This window comes from Gilliamella sp. CG22, from assembly GCF_046635725.1.
Lineage (GTDB): Bacteria > Pseudomonadota > Gammaproteobacteria > Enterobacterales > Orbaceae > Gilliamella > Gilliamella apicola_I.
Genome location: NZ_JBIDFK010000001.1, coordinates 26602 through 44217, shown reverse-complemented (window position 1 = coordinate 44217; position 17616 = coordinate 26602). Strand labels below are relative to the sequence as shown.

The following is a 17616-nucleotide window of genomic DNA, read 5'->3' as shown; positions in this document are numbered from 1 at the left end:
ATGGTATCAATTAGAGGAGCACACCAACATAGTGAAGAGCATTACTCTCTTGCACAGTTTGATGTCGAACAATGGGCAAAACAAGAATTACAACTGACTAACGCGGATAGTTATCAGACGTTTAAACAAGTCTGGGATTTTTGCTTTGAAAGCAGTGCCGGTGCAGCTGAGCAAGTCTACTGTTTTCAAAATGCCGTTGAAATGGTTGAAATATTATCCACACTTAATATGGATATCAACAGTTTATGTGCGGCTTTGTTGCTCCCTTTCCTTGAAACTAAGATTATACGTCGAGAAGATATTCCTGAAGATTTTGATCGTGAAATGATGCACATTATTTCTAGCATTGTTCGAATGAAAGAAATTCGTCAACTTCGCGCCATCCGCAATGGCAGTGCAACGTCTGAACAGATTGATAGCATCCGCCGTATGTTATTGGCAATGGTTAATGATTTTCGCAGTGTAGTGATAAAAATTGCCGAACGCATCACTTATTTACGTAATTTGTTAAATGCTCCACAAGAAGAACAAGTACTGGCTGCTAAGGAGTGTTTTAACATTTATGCACCGCTTGCCAACCGTTTAGGAATTGGTCAATTAAAATGGGAGCTGGAAGATTTTTGTTTCCGTTATCTCTATCCGAATGAATATCGCTTTATTGCTAAAAAATTACACGAAAAACGCCTTGATCGTGAATCCTATATCAATCATTTTGTTAAGCATCTACAAGCGTTAATGAATAAAGATCATATTCGTGCAGAAGTTTATGGACGCCCGAAACATATTTACAGTATCTGGCGAAAAATGGAACGCAAACACCTTGAATTTGAAGATCTTTATGATATTCGTGCTGTACGGATTATTTGTGATCGTATTGAAGATTGTTATAACGCATTAGGTATTGTCCATAGTCATTATAAACATATTGCTAAAGAATTTGATGATTATGTTGCCAACCCCAAACCAAATGGTTATCAATCAATTCATACTGTCGTGTATGGCCCCGAAAATAAAACGATTGAAATTCAAATTCGAACTGAGCAAATGCACAATGATGCTGAATTAGGCATTGCTGCGCACTGGAAATATAAAGAAGGCAGTACTGATAAAATGACTGCTTATGATCAGCGAATTACTTGGCTACGAAAATTATTAACATGGCAACAAGAGATGTCTGAAAGCGGTGAAATACAAGAAGCCGTACGTAGCCAGATTTTTGATGATAGAGTCTATGTCTTTACGCCTAAAGGTGATGTGGTTGATTTGCCTACTGGCTCAACACCGCTTGATTTTGCCTATCATATTCACAGTGATGTAGGTCATCGTTGTATTGGTGCAAAAGTTGGAGGACGAATTGTACCATTTACTTATAACCTAAAAATGGGCGATCAAGTTGAAGTAATCACTCAAAAACAACCTAATCCGAGCCGAGATTGGTTGAATCCAAATACCGGATTTGTAAATAGTAGTCGGGCACGAGCTAAAATTCAGGCATGGTTTAAAAAACAAGATCGACATAAAAATATAGCAGCTGGTCAACAAATTTTAGAAGATGAGCTGGAACCTTTAAATATCAGTTTGAAAAGCGTTGAAAAAATGCTGATTGATAAATATAACGCCCATTCCTTTAATGAAGTTCTTGCCGGTATTGGTAGTGGTGATGTCAGAATAAATCAATTGGTCAATTTTGTTAATGCCCAAGTCAATAAACCTACCGCTGAAGAAGAAGACGAAGCGGCATTAAAACAAATTGTTCAAAAATCCAATTCACAAACGAAAAATACCAATAAAATCGGTAATAAAAAAGGAAGTGAAATTATTATTGAAGGTGTCGGTAATTTAATGTGCACTATTGCAAATTGCTGTCGCCCTATTCCCGGTGATCCAATTGTCGGTTTTGTAACTCAAGGGCGAGGCATTTCCATTCATCGGGCGGATTGTGAACAGTTACAGGATTTAAAAAATCACGCTCCTGAACGAATCACTAGTGCGGTTTGGAGTAATGAAACCAATTCAAGTTATACCATGGTGATACAGATCATCGCTAACGATCGGAGTGGCTTATTACGTGATATCACCACCATTTTAGCTAACGAAAAAGTCAATGTGCTTGGATTAATAAGTCGAAGTGATATGAAGCAACAATTGGCTAATATTGATGTCGACATGGAAATCTTTGATCAAGACTCGTTAAATCGTATACTCAATAAAATAAAACAGCTACCCGATGTCATTGAAGCAAGACGCCAGCAAGGTTGAGCTATTTTTTAAGCCACCCTCACCCCCTTAAGTTTTGCTCAGACAATCATTTCGTAATGTGATTTAGTTACGTTCTAACACTTCAAAGTTATAATCGTAAGGATTTTTATCATCAGCTTGATGATGTTCTTGAAAAACTGATTGCCAAGTTTCGGGGGCATAATTAGGGAAATAAGTATCACCTTGTAAATCAGCATCAATATGCGTTAAGTAAAGTCTATTGATAAACGGTAAAACTTGCTGATAAATATTTCCACCACCAATGATAAAGACTTCCTGACATTGTTGACTATTGGCCACTACCAGTGCCTCATCAATAGATGTGACCCAACTTATATTAGGGTTTATATTTGATTCGGCTTCGGTTTTTGCTTGCCTTGAGATAACAATATTATGTCGATTGGGTAACGCTTTGCCGATAGATTCAAACGTTTTCCTGCCCATAATAACAGGTTTATTAAGCGTATTTTTTTTAAACCATGCCAAATCAGCAGGTAAATGCCAAGGCATCTGATTGTTAAAACCAATAACACGATTATGTGCCATGGCAACAATGATACTAAGTGTCATGTGAGTTTGTTTATACATAACCTAAAGCTTTAATTCGTTGATTTACATTTTCGGGAAAAACAGTTTGCGCCCAAAGTCGTTGACTTAAAGAAAGCAAAGACTCTTTTTGCCCATTAACAATCCAATTAGCAAGTTCAGTTGCAACATCAGGATAGACCGTTGGTTTTGGCGAAGGTAAATCTAACCAATACTTAAGTTTAATGCTATTTAAGGTTTCCATCACCGTTGCCATATCTAATGTATGTAAACATTGAGCATTATAGATTTGTTCAAACTGACCCGAGACAGGTTTAGTCAAAATCTTTTTACCCAAAACTAATGCTTCAGATATTAGTGCAAATCCCGTGTTAGAAATAATCCCCGAACAGCTTATTACCGCATCCATAAAACCGTCACGACAAAGAGGGTGCAAAGTAACATTATCGTTTTGTGATAATTGCTTTATATTTGGATGAAAACAGATAAATTGATGTTTAGGAAATTGTTTAAGTAATTCAACAATTTCAGTCATATTTTCAAATGGCAAATAAACAACAATGGAACCATTTTCGGTAGGCGCTACTTGAAATGAATCAATCATGGGTGGCAATAATTTATGTCCAAAATGAAACCAGTGTAAACCAATTGGCTTGGTTACTGGCGCATAATACTTCATGATCACATTTGCAATCAGTCCATATTCTTTGGGTTTTAAATACTGACAAACCGCCTGATTACTGATACCTAAGCATTCTCGATGCTGATGATGAGCAGCCCAAGCGCTTACCGGCTCAAAATCACTAATAATACAATCATACTTTGATAAGTCCAGTTCGCGAACATCTTTAATTAACCGAAAAGCACGGATGCGTTGAACCGTTTTACGAAAATTTATCTTTCCATTGACTGTTGCAAAGGTAACACCCCGAAAAGTCTTATAATGACCAAAAACGTCCATATCAAAATAATCTTTTGGATCACGCCCACTAAAAATATACTCAACATCAGCGCCTGCCTTTTTTAGCGCTTTGGCTAAAGTTCGACATCGGCTAATATGACCATTTCCTGTTCCTTGAACACCAAAAAGAATTTTCATATTGTAATGATTAGTCAATTAAAATTACTGCATATCATACCAGAAGCCTAAACAATTATCTTGCTTATTTTAAACAATAAAGGGGAATTTTGAGACAAATTTGAAAATGAGTTTAAGGGTCAATCGCAATACGAATTTCATTAATTCGCCAAACTTAAAAAAAGTCTATAGTTGATTTTTATAATTAATATAGTTATTCAATCTGTTAGCTTTCAATTATACTGTTTAAAAATAAGAAATGTTTAAAAAACGTGCTATATCGTGACGTTTGAAGTACAATATTGCTTATTAGCGATTTGATGCGTTGTGAGATTGTAATATGTCAGTAAGGATCCTCAATATACAATTTAAAGGCATCGTTGTGTTAACAGCGGTTTTGTTGCTGTTTGGTTATTCTGTACTACCATTATCAAAAATGGGAAAGTCTTTTGACTCGACTTGTTTTTCAACGACTCATTCCATTTTAACATTCGATCAAAGCTCGGATCCTCATCACGCTAATTCTTTATCATCAAAAATAAATTGTTCATTAATCAATCATTGTGCTGTATGTGGTGCAATCGTTTCAAACTATGCCATTAACCTCGATAGGCAAATCAACTTTACACATTTTTTATCACTTAAATTCATTACAAATGATAATGAATTTATTCCTGAATTAAGACCACCACGAATTGCTTAATAAGTTATCGCTATTAGATAGTAGTTGTTAATCACTATCAGTTATGAATAAACGTTATCTATCGTTATGTTTACTCACATCACGATTTTCAACGTTATTGTTAAATCAGTTAATTTATTATGGGAATATTATGAAACGTCGACATTTTTTAATGAATTTTACGGCTGCTGTAGGTGGATTAGTTGCAACCAAAGCCATTGCTAAAATGGAACATACCAAGATGACGGGTATGACCTGCGAACTCAATTCTGATGATTGTAACAAGGGGGATAATATGCACGAACATATGAATATGAACATGAATATGAATCACGATCAAAAACCACAAAAGCTTTTGCCTACTTCCTCACTAAAACAGAACGACAATTTACCCAGCTTGATCAATTTAAAAAATGAAAGTAATCAACCGGGAGTATTTGAAGCGACCTTACACCTCAAACCCGTCAAAATTGCCTTAACACCTGAAATTACGACGGAATTTTGGGCATATAACGGTATGATTCCCGGCCCTAAAATTGAAGTTAACGAGGGTGATCACGTTAAAATCACAGTAAAAAATGATCTGCCACAAGCCACGACCGTGCATTGGCATGGTTTACTTATTCCATCGAATCAAGACGGTAACCCTCAAGATGCCATTCCAGCGGGAAAAAGTCGTGTTTATGAATTTGACGTTCCTAAAGGAAATGCAGGCACATTTTGGTATCACCCTCATGGACATGAAACAGTAGCTGAACAAGTTTATCGAGGTTTAGCTGGAACATTCATTGTTCGAAGTAAAGATGATCCTTTAAATTCTCTTCCTGAACAACACTGGTTCTTTTCAGATTTAAAATTAACGGATAAAGGTGAAATTGCCGATAATACCATGGTTGATTGGATGAACGGTCGTGAAGGTCAATTTGTATTAATTAACGGGAGTTATCGACCTAAAATTAAAGTTGATTCAGCGACACGTGTAAGAATCTGGAACGCTTGTTCAGGTAGATACCTTAACTTATCCATTCCTGATTGTGATGTCTTTTTAGTGGGGACTGACGGTGGATTATTGTCTGAACCTGTATCACTAAATAAACCATTACTGTTATCCCCTGCTGAACGGGCAGAAATTGTTATTCTACCTAAAAAAACGGGGACGGTTTATTTGCAATCTATCGGTTACGATCGAGGCAAAATGGGCAATGTACCACCTGAACAAGATATGTTACTTGCAGAATTAGATTTAACGCAGTCAAACTCAATCACCTTGCCATCAACACTTCGTACCTTACCAAAACTTGGACAAGCCACCGCACACAAAAAACTGGAATATACCGAAGTAATGGACATGAAAGAGCCGCGTGGCGGAATGTTATTTTTAATCAATGGCAAACGCCATGATATGAATCGTATCGATCTTGAAAGCAAAATTCATGAGGTTGAAGAGTGGACTATTCATAATAACTCTCATATGGATCATAACTTTCACATTCATGGCGCACAATTTATGGTCGTTTCACATGAATTTAATGGTACAAAAACACCACCTCCATACGTGGCATTAAAAGATACAGTGAATCTTCGACCCCATGAAACAATCACGATAAAGATTCAACAAAATATGCCCGGATTACGCATGTATCATTGTCATATCATTGAACATGAAACACTGGGTATGATGGGTCAATTGATGGTAAAATAGTTATTTATCTTTATCTATCTTGTCATTAAACGTTCGACAAGATAGATAAATTTCCTTTTTAACTGAATCTTCATTTTCTTGATAACAATACAAGTAATAAATGTTTTTCATTTTGGCAAATAATGCTAACATATTGCCACTATGATCATGACTAATTTCTGGCAAATACTCAGTAAACGCTTAACAATCAAAACAGCTTTATCGCACTTATTATTAGGTGTAATTGCTACTGGGTTTAGTTTATGCCAGCAAGAAGCAATCCCCAATGAATCAACGGTTTCTCACGTTGGGATTATGGCGAACAATGAAATCGTTCAAGATCAACAAATGTCAGCCCGAAAGGTGTCACCATCGTTAACCAATCCCCAAAAATTCAGTACCAATACTGTCTTTATGGCGACTAATGACGATATTTTATCCACCAATAAACCCATTCAAATAACTTCACATAATGCGATAAGAGCAGGCCCTAAAAACACTATTTAATTTAAGAGTTTATTACTTAATTTTTATGTTGTTATCTAAGGTGTCGACCTTACATTCCCTATTAAAAGAAGAAAGAGAAATTTATGTTATTAAAATTATTAACTAAAGTTTTTGGTAGCCGTAATGAACGTGTGCTAAAAACCCTGCGTAAGCGTGTTGAAAGAATTAATGCATTAGAACCTGCAATGGAAGCATTAACTGATGATGAACTTAAAGCAAAAACAGTTGAATTTAAACAAAAATTAGCATCAGGTACCCGTTTAGATGATATTTTAGAAGAAGCTTTTGCCGTTGTCCGTGAAGCCAGTAAACGTGTTTTTGGTATGCGTCATTTTGATGTTCAGTTAATTGGTGGTATGGTTTTAAATGAGCGCTGTATAGCCGAAATGCGTACAGGTGAAGGTAAAACGTTAACCGCAACATTACCCGCTTATTTAAACGCATTAACAGGCAAAGGTGTGCATGTCGTCACGGTCAATGATTATTTAGCACAACGTGATGCTGAAAATAATCGTCCTTTATTTGAATTTTTAGGTTTAACCGTTGGTATTAACCTGCCCAATATGCCGCCAGCAATAAAACGAGAAGCTTACAGCGCTGATATCACTTATGGTACCAACAACGAATATGGATTTGACTACTTACGTGACAATATGGTGTTTAGTAAAGATGCGCGTGTTCAACGACCATTACATTATGCTTTAGTCGATGAGGTTGACTCAATTTTAATTGATGAAGCAAGAACACCGTTGATTATTTCTGGGCAAGCCGAAGACAGCTCAGATAAATATGTGAGTGTTGATAAAATTATCCCTCATCTTATTCGCCAAGAAAAAGAAGACTCAGATCAGTTTCAAGGAGACGGTGACTTTTCAATTGATGAAAAATCACGTCAAGTTAATCTAACTGAACGAGGATTAATTAAGGTAGAAGAACTACTAATTAAACAAGGTATCATGAAAAATGATGAGTCGCTTTATGCGCCAAGTAATATTGTGTTAATGCATCATGTCAATGCGGCACTACGAGCCCATCATTTATTTCATCGTGATGTCGACTACATCGTTAAAAATAACGAAATTATTATTGTCGATGAGCATACTGGACGAACAATGGAAGGACGTCGTTGGTCTGACGGCTTACATCAAGCGGTTGAAGCAAAAGAACATGTTAAAATTCAGAATGAAAACCAGACGTTAGCTTCAATCACTTTCCAAAACTATTTCCGTCTATATGAAAAATTAGCCGGTATGACGGGTACTGCCGATACTGAAGCCTTCGAATTCCATCAGATTTATGGTTTGGATACCATTGTTATACCAACTAACCGCCCAATGCAGCGTAAAGACCAATCCGATTTAGTCTATATGACTGAAAAAGAGAAGATTGCAGCCATTGTCGCTGACGTACAAGATTGTGTAAAACGAGGACAACCAGTACTAGTGGGGACTGCATCGATTGAAAAATCAGAATTGGTATCCAATGCATTTAAAAAAGTTGGCATTAAGCACAACGTATTAAATGCCAAGTTCCATGCCCAAGAAGCAGAAATTATTGCTAATGCAGGGAGTAAAGGCGCTGTCACTATTGCAACCAATATGGCGGGTCGAGGTACCGATATTATGCTTGGCGGTAACTGGCAAAGCGATTTAGCAAAACTTGAAAATCCAACTCAAGAAGATATCGAAAAAGCTAAACAAGCATGGCAAGTTAAACATGAAGAAGTTATTGCACTGGGCGGGCTTTACATTTTAGGTACAGAACGACATGAATCCCGTCGTATTGATAATCAGTTACGCGGTCGTGCTGGTCGTCAAGGAGATCCGGGCGGTTCACGTTTTTATTTATCGCTTGAAGATCCGCTGATGAGAATCTTTGCGTCAGAACGTGTTGGTAATATGATGCGTAAATTGGGTATGAAAGAAGGCGAAGCGATCGAACACCCATGGGTCAATAAAGCGATTGCGAATGCTCAAAAGAAAGTTGAAAGTCGTAACTTTGATATTCGTAAACAATTGCTTGAATATGATGATGTTGCCAATGAGCAACGTAAAGCAATTTATCGTCAACGAAATGAGATACTGGATAATACTGAAATTAAAGATACCATTACCGTAATCCGTGTTGATGTATTTAATGCGCTCATCGATCGTTATATTCCACGGGAATCAATCGAAGATATGTGGGATGTACCAGGACTTGAATTAGCGCTAAAACGTGATTTTGATTTGGATCTTCCAATTGCTAAATGGTTGGATGAAGAACAAAATCTTTATGAAGAGTCACTTCGAGAACGTATTATTCAAATTACTCAACAAGCTTATGAAGAAAAAGAGCAAGCAGCAGGTTCAGAAGCATTTAGACATTTTGAAAAAACAGTTATGTTACAGACGCTTGATAACTTGTGGAAAGAACACTTGGCTGCGATGGATTATCTACGTCAAGGTATTCATCTACGAGGTTATGCGCAAAAAGATCCTAAACAAGAATATAAACGTGAATCCTTTAACATGTTTGAAGACATGTTGGAATCACTAAAATATGAAGTTATTGGGATATTAAGTCGTGTTGTTATTCGTTCACAAGAAGAAGTGGAAGAAGCAGAACGTCAACGCATTGCTGAAATGGAAAAACTATCAGCTAAGCAACATGCAAGTCATGAATCAGCTTCTAATATCGAAGGTGAAAGCGAAAACAATACAAGCTCAACTCAACCTAGAGTTCGCACTGAAGCCAAAGTGGGACGAAATGATCCATGTCCTTGTGGTTCAGGTAAGAAGTATAAACATTGTCATGGTGCTGTTCAATAAGCAAAAAATTTAGTATCATCAAACATTATTGATGATTTAATCAGCGATTATCATCGTCGTTTAAATTCAAGGGAAAGTGTTCACTTTCCCTAATTTTACGGATAGATAAACAGAATTATGAGAAAACATACTGAAATAGCAATAGGAATTATACGTTCGGAAAATTGTCAAATTTTTATTACCCAACGTGGAGAAGACTCTCATTTGGCGGGTTTTTGGGAGTTTCCCGGAGGAAAAATAGAAGTAGGTGAAACACCTTATCAAACTTTGCAACGCGAGATTGCTGAAGAAGTTGATATCCAAATCCATGATGCTCAATTTTTAAAAGTAGTGAAACACAGCTACGATGATCGTGATATTACCATTCACGCTTATTTAGTGGAAGAATGGGACGGCGTTCCATTTGCTAAAGAAGGACAACCCAGCCGATGGGTAGATCAAGAAGAATTGAATGCGGATGAATTTCCTGATGCAAATCGACCTATAATCGAAATGTTAAAGAATCTCGATAAACAAATTTAAGAAGTAATTGCCATAAATTGTTAAAATCACATCATTTTCAAATTAGCTATGCGCTTTTTTAGACTTTTGGTGAATTCTTTGTTCAGCTAACGCTAAAAAAATAATCCCGATGATTATACTTATTGCGCCTATAAAGCGTGTTAATGTAATCTTTTCATTAAACACCATTACCGACACTAACATTACCGTAACAACTTGTAAATGCGAGGCGGCAAAAGCAGGGCCAACCGGTGCTTTTTTTAACAGTACCATCCAGGTCACGAACGCACCAGTATAACCTATCATGACTAAATAAGCCCAACAGTGGCTAAAAATACGTAATAACCAATCGACACTCAATTCGAAAGGTAAAGCCGATATTGCTGTCAGCTTAAAACTGGTTTGACCAAAAGTATCAAAAAAAAGCAGTAATATAAAGCCAATTAAATAGAATTTTTTCATTCCGTGAGTCCTACTAAAACTACTCCTGCTGTAATAAAAAATATCCCTAACAACCGAAAACACGTTAGGTGCTCTTTAAATAAGATCCGTCCTGCTAACATGACCGTTATCATATTAAACGAACCCAATAAAATACCTTGTGACAAAGGCACTTCGCTTAAAAAAGCTAACCAGAAAATAAAACCAACAAAATAAGATCCAAAACCAATCCAAAGCCAAAAATTACCAAATAGTTTATGCCAATAATCCAAACCTTGATTATGCTTTGAGGTAATCGCTGCATATTTAAAGGCGATTTGACCGACCGTGTCACAGCCGATATTCAATAGCCAAAGAAAAATAATTAAGGTTGACACGACTGACACACTCCATGAATTTCCAACACGCTGTGTTTAATCAAAAATTGACTTTGTTGTGCCAGTTGTTTTAGTTGTTGTTCAATATTTGCTGAGTGTTTTTCAAAAATTTGCCGGCATTTATCACAAATAAAGAGAATTGAAAGATGATCGGGGTCTTGAAAATGTGGGCAAACAATATAACTATTGCTTGATTCAACTTTATGTATAAAGCCTTGCTCAAGCAGAAATTCAAGGGCACGATAAATAGTCGGTGGTTTGGCTTGGGGTTCACTGACTTTTAATAAATCTAAAAGATCGTATGCACTCATAGCCTTATTTGCCGTTAACATGATATCTAAAACTGTACGACGTTGGGTTGTCAATTTAATACCGCGTTTTTTGCATAAGGTTTCAATCTTTTCAATTATCAGATTATGCATCGTGTTTCCCTTGCCAGTAATCATTATTTATTTAATGCTGCTCTTCTTCGTCTTATTTCTTTAGGATCGTTGATTAAAGGGCGATAAATTTCAATACGATCACCCTCTTTCACTAGTTCATCAAGCGAACAACGTTTTCCATAAATACCAATTAGATGATCATCTAATTGAATGCGACAAATAGATAAGATATTGGATTTTACTATTGCTTGCAAGATATTCGTCGATTCTTCAACCTGACAATCAATTATTGTCGGATTATTCGGTAACGCATACACAACTTGAACCGTTATCATATTAATAAATCTGCCTTGCTCGATTGGAAAACGCTTTAACCATATTTATCATCACATCTTTAAACATTGGGGTAAAAGTCATGTCTAATAATTTATTTTGAAATTCAAAATCTAAACTAAAACTGATTTTACTTTGGTTGTCAGAAAGTGTAGTAAACTGCCATTTGCCCGAAAGGTGCTTGAATGGGCCTTCTAAAAGGGTTAAATCGATTGAATTAGGTTCATTAATTTGATTTAATGTGGTAAATGATTTTTTGAAACCAAATTTTTCAACTTCAATAAATGCAGCAATAATATTATCCTGTTTTCTAATAATTCCCGTTGCGATACAATCGGGAACAAATTCAGGATATCGCTCAATGTCATTGACTAATGAAAACATTTGTTCAATTGAATACGGTTCAATAACTTCGTGAAATATATGTGCCATAACATTAATTAATTAAAAATAAAATTTGTGGCATATATTAACACGTAACTCTATAATAACGCACATTATGACTAAGAAAAAATCACACAAACCCGGTTCGGCAACCATTGCATTAAATAAACGCGCACGCCATGAGTACTTTATTGAAGAGGAAATTGAGGCGGGATTATCCCTACAAGGTTGGGAAGTTAAATCCCTGCGTGCAGGAAAAGTAAATATTAGCGATAGCTATGTACTGCTTAAAGACGGGGAAGCATGGTTATTTGGTGCAACCATTACACCATTAAATGTGGCTTCAACACATGTTGTCTGCGATCCCATGCGTAACCGTAAATTGCTTTTGAATGAACGTGAATTAAATTCGCTATTTGGTCAAATCAATCAAAAAGGTTACACAGTTGTTGCGCTTTCATTATATTGGAAAAATGCTTGGGCAAAAGTCAAAATTGGTGTGGCTAAAGGTAAGAAAGAGTACGATAAACGAACGGATATCAAAGAACGGCAATGGCAGGTTGATAAAGCGCGTATCATGAAAAACGCTAATCGCTAATCATCTTATTATTACTTTTGTCTCTCATCGTAAAAGCTATGGATGGCGTTTAATTTGTGGTTTGATGAAAATCGCGTTATGCTTTAGCGCTTTAAAATTAAGCAGATCATCTATAGTGTTTACACACGTCAGTGCCATAGTTTGAAAATCTTGTGCAATAGCATCAATCGGATAATAAGAGTAATCCAGATAAATATTATAATCATACGAACATAAGCAAATTTGGTCTGGATTAACTTTAACCTCGACTAAATAGCTCAACACTTCCTGCAATAAATTACCGGACGGAGTAAAAATAGCTTTCGGTAAACGCCCTAATTTTTGATGCAATCGTTTGAGTAAGTCATAACCTTTATTTGGGCAATAACTATCACAAATGATCCAGTCAGAAGCTGGCGTTAAGCCTGCATTCGTTAAACCTTGTTTAAATCCTTGTAACCGAGCACGAATTGAAGTGAGTTGTGCATCACAACCAATAAAATAAAACTCATTTAATTTTTTTGCATAAGGTTCGATTAATTCAGCTACCGATCCTATTGCCTCACTTGTAATAAATGGAAGTGGGGTATGCTCAATATAACGATCAAAAAATAATACCGGAGTATGTTGATTAATACTCATGTAAAACTCATCGCTATCTAGTGATGTGACCACTATCATTGCATCCACTTTTCGTTCAACCAAATTTTGCGCTACATTAATTTCAACCTCTTTATTATAGTGGCTACAAGTAATTAAAAGCTGAACATTTTTTTCCCGAAATGATGCTTCTAAATGGTGTAAAAACATCGAAAAAAACGAGTTCGACATATCAGGAACAATGACACCAATTGTATTGGTACTCTTCGCCTTGACTAAGTATCGACGAATATGCGATTGCTCTTTATACTGCTCAGCTATTGCAAGCACTTTTTGGCGTGTAAGAGATGAGATTCGATATTTTTTATCTCGTTTATTAAAAATATGGCTGACGGTCGTTGCCGAAACGCCAGCCAAACGAGCAATATCATTGATTCTTAATTTATTACTCGCCATATTTCACCTTCCAGACTATCGTGGTGTGCGTTGTTGTTTATTGGGAAAAGTCGGGTTGTGATTTTCCGACGGATTTTGATACCAATACGCCACGCTGGCAATATCATCACAACGTTCATACAATCTTATATCATCATTTCCGATCTGTTGAAAAGCTAACTTAATATTTTTATGGAAAGCAACCGGATCAGGTAAATGCCAACGGTATAAACCATGCATCGGAAGTGCATCATCGCCAAAGCCATGTACCGGATTTGAATCACCTGTTTGAAAAAAATCCCGTGTAGCATCTCGATTAGTTTGATAAGGATAGCCCATAAACAGTGTTTGAAAACATTTTGCTTTAGGCTTACCTTGACTGTCACGATTATGAAATGCCCATGCCCCACCAAAATAGTCTTCTGAGCCAGTTGAATGTTGTGTTGGATACGCACTATCATCATCCAGATAAAATTTGAACTCGCCTTCTCCCCACCAATACCGTTCTAAAGCGGTTAAGGCTAAATACGTCCCCACATAATAGCCATGACCTTGTACGTTATCTAATATGACATAATCTTGTGCACACTGAGTTACACGCTGACGACGCCATTGTGCATGAAAATAGAGAGGCTGTTCGAACGGTTTTGGCATGATGGCATAATTAATAGTGAAAAAGAAATGTTGTAAATCTGCTTCATGCTCGTTGTGAATTTCTATTCTGGCTTTTTTATTGAATGGCATTCTAAAATAACAGTTAAATCCCCCTGTTGGATTAACCACAATCGGTAATGAATTGATATCACATCTTGCTCCAAATCCATTACAGAAAAAATCACCAATTGGGCTTTCAACTGACGGTATTGTTTCGTCATCCCAGTAGATACGAATAACCACATCACGCAAGACAAAACTACCACGATGTGTTCTATCGGTTAAGGTAAACCACATATGTCTAATTTCAGCAGGCCCGCTAATTTCTGCAATAGTTATTTTTTCCCCTGCGGGAATCGAGATACACCCTTGTCCTTTACGGCTAGGGCCTAAAGCACTCGCTTTCATACAAGACTTACCCTTTTCGCCTGTCATATTTTCAGGTGAAATAGTTCGAGTTTGTTCAAAGTTAAATTGTGTCACTGAATTGAATATATTCATTTTTAATCCTTAATATGTCTTAATAAATTCTTATTATTACCGTCTAAAAGATATGTGTTTTTATTAATCTTTTTTTTATGTGTTCCCTTTTTGGTCTCGACTTAAGAAGAAAATAGCAAAAATCATAAAACCTAAAACCACCAAACCTAAATTATTAAACGTCGTTGCGGCGCCAGCGGTATCATAAATGTCGCCAACATAAGTTGAGAACAAAATAACCCCAACTGAACCTGCGACTTGATAACCAATCAGAAAAACAGTGGCAGAAAGACGAGCATTAAAATTGTTATCAATATACTTAAATACTGAGACTAAAATGGTTGAAATTTCTAAACAATGCATTAGCTTAATAATGGATATAATGACAATGCTATCAACATGAGCAGTTAAAAATATTCGTGATGCCGATATAAATGCAGCAAAAATAAGTGCATTTTTTGCGCCAACTCGATTAACAACAAAAGGAACACAAAACATGACTGCAGCTTCTAAAAACACTTGAAAAGAATTTAATAAACCATATAAATGATAACCATCATTTACATCGGTAAATTGTTGTGTGAAATAGACAGGAAACAGTTGCTGATCATAAATATTATAAAGGCTATAAGTGCCTAATACATAAATAACAAATATCCAAAACTTTTTGAGCGCAAACACAGAAAGGATTTCATTAAAGGTCAATTTTTCTTTCTTTTGAAATACCACACTTGAGGATTGAGTTAAGTCAGGTTTGAAATTGAGATTTAAAATCATAAAACAGAGACCGACAATCGACGCTGCCCAAAAATTAAGATGGGGATTAATACTTATTAAAATTCCGGCGATAAAAGTCCCTACTGCATAAGCAATACAGCCCCAAGTTCGACATTGTCCAAATTCAAATCCAAATGCCCGACTAATCTTTTCACAATATGAATCAATCAGTCCCATACCTGCCACCCAACCAAATCCTAAAAAGAAACTGCCAAAAATCACACCAACATAAAAGTTATGCTTTAAAAGTGGTTCATAAATATAAATTAATGCAGGTGCTGCGCAGGTGATAATAATACTTTGAAACCAAATAAGGTGTTTTTTTAAGACTAATTTATCTTGATAAACACCATATATAATCATGATAATTAACGAAATAAAGTAGTTAAATGAATAAATGATACCCGTTTGTTTCGCTGTTAAACCAATCTCTTTACTAAGCCAAATTGAGTAAAAAGAGAAAACAAAACTGCCTGCTGCGTAATACATAAAGCTATAACAGGAAGCAAACCAATAAGTTGGTTTTTTATAAAATTCACTTGTCATAATTTATCCTATGAAGAGTTAACCACTGATAAGGAATATAAAGAGCTAAAAATTTAGCTTTAATGGGTTTATTGGATAAATGTGATCCACATCAAAAATTATTTCTAAGACTTGCAATAAACAGCAAAATTCATCATGGTGTTTTGTTAACAATAGGTAAATCTAAAAGTAAGATAATCATTATGCTGATAAATTCAAAAAAATTTGAACGTTGAACTTTAAAACAAGATATCAGACAACTTTTTAATTCATAAATCGCAACAAGATGAGTTTACCCATTGAATGATTAAAAATGTTTTAATTAGACGCCATTAACTGTGTTTTAAATGATCAAAAAATGAGGAATGTCGATTCAGCAACTTGCGTGAGATGATAAAATGTAACACGGTTAAGTATCCCTAAAAAATCTAACTTATAACTGCAAGATAGTTAACCTATATTAGATATATAAATTTAGTGAAAAAGACATCAAATTTAACTCAAACATATATGACAATCTAAAAAGTTGACACACATGATATAGCTAAAATATAACAACAATTTAAGATGGTTTATCGACTTGTCAGTTATGTAAGAATTGATAAAAATAGTATAAAAAAAATTAGAGTTACATTATTTAACTCTAATCAATTAGATGTTATTTTAAGGTTATATTTAAACGACTTAGGTATTTTAAAAAAATAAATTATGACCGAAAAACAAAATGAATATCACAGGCTTTATCAAGTCATCGCATCAGAATTAAAAAATCGGATTATTAGCGGTATTTACCCAATAGGAAGCAAATTACCTTCAGAAAGATTGGTGTGCGAAGAGTTAAAAGTTAGTCGTTCTGTCGTAAGAGAAGCAATAATCATGTTAGAAGTTGAAGGTTTTGTTGAAGCACGTAAAGGATCGGGTATCCACGTTATTGGCAATAGCTCGCTTAAAAACCTTTCATCAACTTCAGGAGGATTAAATTTTGTAAAAAGTGGGCCTTTTGAACTGTTGCAAGCACGCCAACTTATTGAGAGTAATATTGCTGAATTTGCTGCCACACAAATCACCAAGGGAGATATTGTTAAATTATTAGAAATTCAACATAATGCTCAAAAAGAAGATCATCATCGCGATCCCTATTGGGATATTAAATTCCATACTCAGATTGCCATGATTACTCGTAACAGTGCTTTAACTATCATTGTTGAAGAGACATGGCAACAGCGCACGTTAAATCCTTTATGGAAAAAACTTCATGAAAATATGCCAGAACAAACCATTAATAATTGGGCAGATGAACATAACCAAATTTTGGAAGCTTTAATTAATCGAGATCCTAAAGCAGCAAAATTAGCGATGTGGCAGCATTTAGAAAACACTAAAAAAGCACTTTTTGATGCTGCAAATAAAGATTTTGAAACAAGACGTGATCACTATTTATTTTCTGATAATCCCGTCATTAGTATCAATAACAATGAATTAGACTAAACTAAACAAATCATCAAGCTTTAACTCACTCGTAGCTATCAACTAATTAAAAATAAATTTAGCAAAATTAATTGACGCTATCTTGTGTTTAAGGCTCA

At 35.6% G+C, this 17616-nt stretch carries 18 protein-coding genes; 8 read left to right on the top strand and 10 right to left on the bottom strand.

Annotated features, from left to right (window positions below; all coding sequences use genetic code 11):
- Window positions 1-2259, top strand: coding sequence for a GTP diphosphokinase (relA, locus tag ACGH46_RS00190; protein ID WP_411603377.1), 2259 nt, complete (start codon window positions 1-3; stop codon window positions 2257-2259).
- A 63-nt stretch (window positions 2260-2322) separates the two neighbouring features.
- Here the strand turns inward: relA and folA are convergent, their stop codons facing one another.
- On the bottom strand, window positions 2323-2829 hold the full coding sequence (gene folA / locus ACGH46_RS00185; RefSeq protein ID WP_411603778.1) for a type 3 dihydrofolate reductase: 507 nt from the start codon (window positions 2827-2829) through the stop codon (window positions 2323-2325).
- A 10-nt stretch (window positions 2830-2839) separates the two neighbouring features.
- Window positions 2840-3904: an MJ1255/VC2487 family glycosyltransferase gene (locus tag ACGH46_RS00180; RefSeq protein ID WP_411596516.1), complete on the bottom strand. Its 1065-nt coding sequence runs from the start codon at window positions 3902-3904 to the stop codon at window positions 2840-2842.
- 319 nt (window positions 3905-4223) lie between these two features.
- On the opposite strand from ACGH46_RS00180, the gene ACGH46_RS00175 reads away from it, so the two are divergent.
- The 5 genes from ACGH46_RS00175 (at window position 4224) to mutT (ending at window position 10085) form a co-directional block, all read left to right on the top strand.
- Window positions 4224-4586 carry a hypothetical protein gene (locus tag ACGH46_RS00175; RefSeq protein ID WP_411603374.1) on the top strand — a complete coding sequence of 121 codons (363 nt, stop codon included), beginning with the start codon at window positions 4224-4226 and terminating at the stop codon, window positions 4584-4586.
- A gap of 130 nt (window positions 4587-4716) precedes the next feature.
- Window positions 4717-6267 carry a multicopper oxidase family protein gene (locus ACGH46_RS00170; RefSeq protein WP_267359368.1) on the top strand — a complete coding sequence of 517 codons (1551 nt, stop codon included), beginning with the start codon at window positions 4717-4719 and terminating at the stop codon, window positions 6265-6267.
- Between the two features lie 147 nt (window positions 6268-6414).
- Window positions 6415-6753: a hypothetical protein gene (locus ACGH46_RS00165; protein WP_411603372.1), complete on the top strand. Its 339-nt coding sequence runs from the start codon at window positions 6415-6417 to the stop codon at window positions 6751-6753.
- An 83-nt stretch (window positions 6754-6836) separates the two neighbouring features.
- Window positions 6837-9563 (top strand): preprotein translocase subunit SecA, encoded by a 2727-nt coding sequence (secA, locus tag ACGH46_RS00160; RefSeq protein WP_411603370.1) that lies wholly within the window; start codon window positions 6837-6839, stop codon window positions 9561-9563.
- A 117-nt stretch (window positions 9564-9680) separates the two neighbouring features.
- The gene (gene mutT, locus ACGH46_RS00155; RefSeq protein WP_267349800.1) at window positions 9681-10085 is read left to right on the top strand and encodes an 8-oxo-dGTP diphosphatase MutT; all 405 of its coding nucleotides are present in this window, start codon (window positions 9681-9683) and stop codon (window positions 10083-10085) included.
- A gap of 42 nt (window positions 10086-10127) precedes the next feature.
- On the opposite strand, the gene ACGH46_RS00150 is transcribed toward mutT, so the two are convergent.
- Genes ACGH46_RS00150 through ACGH46_RS00130 form a run of 5 tightly spaced genes read right to left on the bottom strand, consistent with a single transcriptional unit; the run spans window position 10128 to window position 12030 of the window.
- Window positions 10128-10526 (bottom strand): EamA family transporter, encoded by a 399-nt coding sequence (locus ACGH46_RS00150; RefSeq protein ID WP_267349802.1) that lies wholly within the window; start codon window positions 10524-10526, stop codon window positions 10128-10130.
- Window positions 10523-10882 (bottom strand): EamA family transporter, encoded by a 360-nt coding sequence (locus tag ACGH46_RS00145; protein WP_267349804.1) that lies wholly within the window; start codon window positions 10880-10882, stop codon window positions 10523-10525. The genes ACGH46_RS00150 and ACGH46_RS00145 overlap by 4 nt, the downstream gene beginning before the upstream one ends.
- Complete coding sequence (gene zur / locus ACGH46_RS00140) at window positions 10870-11304, bottom strand: zinc uptake transcriptional repressor Zur (protein ID WP_065558826.1); 435 nt, start codon at window positions 11302-11304, stop codon at window positions 10870-10872. Before zur ends, ACGH46_RS00145 begins: the two co-directional genes overlap by 13 nt.
- 23 nt (window positions 11305-11327) lie before the next feature.
- Window positions 11328-11600 carry an RnfH family protein gene (locus ACGH46_RS00135; RefSeq protein WP_267349808.1) on the bottom strand — a complete coding sequence of 91 codons (273 nt, stop codon included), beginning with the start codon at window positions 11598-11600 and terminating at the stop codon, window positions 11328-11330.
- 1 nt (window position 11601) lies between these two features.
- A complete protein-coding gene (locus ACGH46_RS00130; RefSeq protein WP_267349810.1) occupies window positions 11602-12030 on the bottom strand; it encodes a type II toxin-antitoxin system RatA family toxin in 429 nt (142 codons plus the stop codon).
- A 67-nt stretch (window positions 12031-12097) separates the two neighbouring features.
- On the opposite strand from ACGH46_RS00130, the gene smpB reads away from it, so the two are divergent.
- Entirely contained in the window at window positions 12098-12580 is a 483-nt protein-coding gene (smpB, locus tag ACGH46_RS00125; RefSeq protein ID WP_065558829.1) for an SsrA-binding protein SmpB, read from the top strand.
- A 36-nt stretch (window positions 12581-12616) separates the two neighbouring features.
- On the opposite strand, the gene ACGH46_RS00120 is transcribed toward smpB, so the two are convergent.
- The 3 genes from ACGH46_RS00120 to ACGH46_RS00110 form a co-directional block, all read right to left on the bottom strand.
- The gene (locus tag ACGH46_RS00120; protein ID WP_411603367.1) at window positions 12617-13615 is read right to left on the bottom strand and encodes a substrate-binding domain-containing protein; all 999 of its coding nucleotides are present in this window, start codon (window positions 13613-13615) and stop codon (window positions 12617-12619) included.
- Window positions 13616-13630: 15 nt separating this feature from the next.
- Window positions 13631-14749 (bottom strand): glycoside hydrolase family 172 protein, encoded by a 1119-nt coding sequence (locus ACGH46_RS00115; protein WP_411599018.1) that lies wholly within the window; start codon window positions 14747-14749, stop codon window positions 13631-13633.
- 75 nt (window positions 14750-14824) lie between these two features.
- Window positions 14825-16051, bottom strand: coding sequence for an oligosaccharide MFS transporter (locus ACGH46_RS00110; protein WP_267380834.1), 1227 nt, complete (start codon window positions 16049-16051; stop codon window positions 14825-14827).
- 687 nt (window positions 16052-16738) lie between these two features.
- Between ACGH46_RS00110 and ACGH46_RS00105 the strand changes: the two genes are divergently transcribed.
- Complete coding sequence (locus ACGH46_RS00105) at window positions 16739-17518, top strand: GntR family transcriptional regulator (protein ID WP_267349820.1); 780 nt, start codon at window positions 16739-16741, stop codon at window positions 17516-17518.
- Window positions 17519-17616 lie beyond the last annotated feature (98 nt).

What these genes read in the sequence shown, in the direction of transcription:
- ACGH46_RS00110 (WP_267380834.1), bottom strand. Translation starts at nt 16,051, where the DNA reads ATGACAAGTGAATTTTATAAAAAACCAACTTATTGGTTTGCTTCCTGT.
- ACGH46_RS00165 (WP_411603372.1), top strand. Translation starts at nt 6,415, where the DNA reads ATGACTAATTTCTGGCAAATACTCAGTAAACGCTTAACAATCAAAACA.
- ACGH46_RS00120 (WP_411603367.1), bottom strand. Translation starts at nt 13,615, where the DNA reads ATGGCGAGTAATAAATTAAGAATCAATGATATTGCTCGTTTGGCTGGC.
- ACGH46_RS00180 (WP_411596516.1), bottom strand. Translation starts at nt 3,904, where the DNA reads ATGAAAATTCTTTTTGGTGTTCAAGGAACAGGAAATGGTCATATTAGC.
- ACGH46_RS00170 (WP_267359368.1), top strand. Translation starts at nt 4,717, where the DNA reads ATGAAACGTCGACATTTTTTAATGAATTTTACGGCTGCTGTAGGTGGA.
- ACGH46_RS00150 (WP_267349802.1), bottom strand. Translation starts at nt 10,526, where the DNA reads ATGAAAAAATTCTATTTAATTGGCTTTATATTACTGCTTTTTTTTGAT.
- ACGH46_RS00135 (WP_267349808.1), bottom strand. Translation starts at nt 11,600, where the DNA reads ATGATAACGGTTCAAGTTGTGTATGCGTTACCGAATAATCCGACAATA.
- relA (WP_411603377.1), top strand. Translation starts at nt 1, where the DNA reads ATGGTATCAATTAGAGGAGCACACCAACATAGTGAAGAGCATTACTCT.
- smpB (WP_065558829.1), top strand. Translation starts at nt 12,098, where the DNA reads ATGACTAAGAAAAAATCACACAAACCCGGTTCGGCAACCATTGCATTA.
- folA (WP_411603778.1), bottom strand. Translation starts at nt 2,829, where the DNA reads ATGACACTTAGTATCATTGTTGCCATGGCACATAATCGTGTTATTGGT.
- ACGH46_RS00175 (WP_411603374.1), top strand. Translation starts at nt 4,224, where the DNA reads ATGTCAGTAAGGATCCTCAATATACAATTTAAAGGCATCGTTGTGTTA.
- zur (WP_065558826.1), bottom strand. Translation starts at nt 11,304, where the DNA reads ATGCATAATCTGATAATTGAAAAGATTGAAACCTTATGCAAAAAACGC.
- mutT (WP_267349800.1), top strand. Translation starts at nt 9,681, where the DNA reads ATGAGAAAACATACTGAAATAGCAATAGGAATTATACGTTCGGAAAAT.
- ACGH46_RS00115 (WP_411599018.1), bottom strand. Translation starts at nt 14,749, where the DNA reads ATGAATATATTCAATTCAGTGACACAATTTAACTTTGAACAAACTCGA.
- secA (WP_411603370.1), top strand. Translation starts at nt 6,837, where the DNA reads ATGTTATTAAAATTATTAACTAAAGTTTTTGGTAGCCGTAATGAACGT.
- ACGH46_RS00130 (WP_267349810.1), bottom strand. Translation starts at nt 12,030, where the DNA reads ATGGCACATATATTTCACGAAGTTATTGAACCGTATTCAATTGAACAA.
- ACGH46_RS00105 (WP_267349820.1), top strand. Translation starts at nt 16,739, where the DNA reads ATGACCGAAAAACAAAATGAATATCACAGGCTTTATCAAGTCATCGCA.